Below are 3,093 nucleotides of genomic sequence, written 5' to 3'. Positions count from 1 at the left end.
CGTGCCGCTGGCCGTGAGATTCAGCGACGGTACAAATCGGGCCTGTGCTGAGGCCAGTGAGGCATCGGCGGCGATCAGCTGGCGCTGAGCCTGTACGATATCCGGGCGGCGATTAAGGAGCTGAGACGGCAGTGACGACGGCAATGTCTGCGGTTTGATGTGGTCAAACTGGCTATTACGGGCAATTTCACGTGGGTTCATGCCCACCAGCACGCTCAGCGCATTCTCCTGTTGCTCAATTTGATGCTGCAACTGGGGGATTTGCGCTTTGGCGGTCTGATATTCCGATGCCGCCTGCATCCATTCCAGGCGCGAGGTGTAGCCGGTTTCAAACTGACGCTGCGCCAAATTGAGCGAGTTTTCACGAGTTGCCAGGGTCGCGATGGTTACCCGCAACTGCTCATCCAGCGCACACAGACTCAGATAACCCGATGCCACCGAACTGGCAACAGTGAGTTCCGCGGCTGAGGCTGCGGCACGCTGCGCCTCCAGCGAGGCCTGTGCGGCACGAATGCTGTTGCTGCGGCTGCCCCACAGGTCGACCTCATAGTTTGCCTGCAGCAGCCCCTGGAATACGGCGTTTTCATATGGCTGCCCCGTCACCGCTGACAAGGCGCGTTGATGGGTTGCCGCTACACCCGCCGACAGCGTGGGGAAGTTATCGCCCTGTGCTGCCCTTAGCTGGGCGCGATATTGATCTACTCGCGATCGCGCAGTGAGGATATCGCTATTGTGCTGCAACGCCTGATTGACCAGCCGATTAAGATTATCGTCCCCAAAGCTTTGCCACCACTGTGCTTCTGGCGCGGCTGACGGCCCCACCTGCTGCCGCCAGCTATCAGGGATCGGTAATGACGACGGCGCTTTTTCGACTTCAGTGGCACAACCGCTTACCATCAGCGCAATAATGGACGCCAACATTACCCGCTTCATGGGGCGTCCTTATGCGGCTCGGCAGCGGTATCAATACTCACTTCCACCGACATCCCCGGACGCAGTTCATGGGTGTCACCGAGAATGCGGATACGTACCGGAATACGCTGCGCAATTTTGACGAAGTTACCGGTGGCATTATCGGGCGAAATGGCACTGAATTCGGAGCCCGCAGCCGGAGAAATATACTCAACCCGGCCCTCGTAACGCTTGCCTTCAAGCGCATCGACACGCAATGTCACCGGCAAACCAGGGCGCACCCGCGCCAACTGCGTCTCTTTAAGGTTGGCAATCACCCATTTGTTATCCGGCACCACTGAGGTCAACCGCGTACCGGCCGTCACGTAGGTGCCTTTGCGCACGGATAACTGTCCGAGCTGACCACTGTCGGGAGCAATGATGCGCGTATTGGCGAGATCGATATTGGCTAACTCCAGCGCAGCTTGGGCGCTTGCCACATCCGCCTCCAGCGAGCCTCGGTTCACCACCACGGTCTGCAAACTTTGCTGTGACACCGCCACCTGGGCATCGGCCTGACGCAACTGCGCCTGGGCCTGCGCATTCGCCGCTCGTGAGGCATCACGTTCGCGTACCGACAATGATCCATCCGCCGCCAGATTCTCAACGCGTTTAAGATCGAGACTGCTCTTCAACGCCTGCGCTTTGGCATTTTCCAGAGCGGCTTTATTACTGAGGATGGTGGCTTCGGCGCTGCGACGCTGCTGTTGGTTGTTGTTTTGCGCCGCAATTTTCATATCCAGCTGCGCCTGTGCCTGATGCACCCGCTGGCGATAGATACGATCGTCGATGGTCATCAACAGTTGTCCCTTGGTGACGGGTTGCAAATCCACCACCTGTACATCGGTGAGATAACCGCTGACCTGCGGGCTGATGAAGGTGACCTGACCGCGTACGTAGGCGTTTTCCGTTGATTGAACGGTGCTGGTAAACGGCCACAGCTGCCAGGCATACAAAATCACCAGCACGCCAACAATGACGATGCCGCTGCCGAAAGCGATGGAAAGGATACGTCGGCGGTTGGCGCGTTCGCGTTCCGCAGCCTGAAGATCATCCTGTTGGCTCATGAATTCTCCGTATGATGTAAAGCTTGCTGATTTTGCTCGGTCAAATCACGGCGTGCCTGACGCCAGTTGATAAAACGCAGCCGCGAAAGTCGCCACAACACCCATATCAGCGTGATCAGCGCCAGGGCGGCGGTAAGTAAATAGGTATCGTTATACGCCAGCACGTTGGCCTGCAGCGTGGCGACCGTTTGTAACTGGCTGGTGCTTTGCGCACTCAGCAAGACGTTATCTGAGAGTTGGCTGCTGAACAGCGCGCTGTACTGGCTTAGCCGCTCGGTAACATTAGGGGCAAGCTGTGAAAGCTGATCGCCCAACAGACTGGAGTGATATTTCTCGCGCCACGTCTGGAAGGTGCCCAGAATCGCTGCACCAATCAGCCCGCCTAAGTTTTGGCTCATACCAAACAGCACAACAAAACTCACCAGGTTCTTCGGCTGCGTCACCACGCCACCTATCCCTAACAACATGGCCGGGGCAAGGAAGAATGCGCTACTGAAACCGAGCAAAAACTGACTGATATACAAGTTATTGGCGCGCGTTAGCGGGCTGGATTGTGCATCCATGTACGAGGCGATAATCATCACCACCAGCGAAGTGACAATCGGCCAGCTAAGGTGGGTGGGTTTGATCGTCAGCGCACTGGCCACCATGCCACAAATCACCCCGGCGATAATGGCCAGCGCCAGACCGCGCATCTGATCATTCAGCAGACCAAGCTGTTGCAGAAAGCCCACGGCCCCGGTGTTCTGCTCGGCCAGCACAATACGCATCATGATCATGACAATGCCGAGTCGGACGATCATGCCGTTACTCAACCAGCGGGTATTGATCAGCGGATTGGCGCGGTTGTGCTCGACCACCACAGCGGCGACGATCAACACCAGAGAGATGGCCAGGGAGATGCCCAACCAGGGGGTGGTAAACCACCATTCAATGCGTCCGAGCGACAGTACACCACAGAGCAACGCCATACCGGGAGCCAGCAGGATAAAGGTGACAAAATCCATCTTTTCAAAGGCTTTAATACGATCGCCCGGCGGCAGTTTCACCACCAGCACGCAACCCAGCGCAATCA

The 3,093-nt window shown here is 57.1% G+C and carries 3 protein-coding genes; all 3 read right to left on the bottom strand.

Annotation, left to right across the window (positions count from 1 at the left end; all coding sequences use genetic code 11):
- The coding region (locus PSSD_RS25670; RefSeq protein WP_058974202.1) for an efflux transporter outer membrane subunit at positions 1-933 on the bottom strand (933 nt) is incomplete at its 3' end.
- The gene (locus tag PSSD_RS25665) at positions 930-2,018 is read right to left on the bottom strand and encodes an HlyD family secretion protein (protein WP_058974201.1); all 1,089 of its coding nucleotides are present in this window, start codon (positions 2,016-2,018) and stop codon (positions 930-932) included. The genes PSSD_RS25665 and PSSD_RS25670, both read right to left, overlap by 4 nt.
- Positions 2,015-3,093: efflux MFS transporter permease (locus tag PSSD_RS25660; RefSeq protein WP_500812369.1), on the bottom strand; the 1,079-nt coding region annotated here is incomplete at its 5' end. The genes PSSD_RS25660 and PSSD_RS25665, both read right to left, overlap by 4 nt.

The organism is Type-D symbiont of Plautia stali, assembly GCF_001485335.1.
Lineage (GTDB): Bacteria > Pseudomonadota > Gammaproteobacteria > Enterobacterales > Enterobacteriaceae > Pantoea > Pantoea vagans_C.
Note: the sequence above shows the minus strand (reverse complement) of the source record. Positions and strands in the feature narration are given on the sequence as shown.

Excerpts from the sequence above, each read along its gene's own strand:
- PSSD_RS25665 (WP_058974201.1), bottom strand. The coding sequence starts at position 2,018 with ATGAGCCAACAGGATGATCTTCAGGCTGCGGAACGCGAACGCGCCAAC.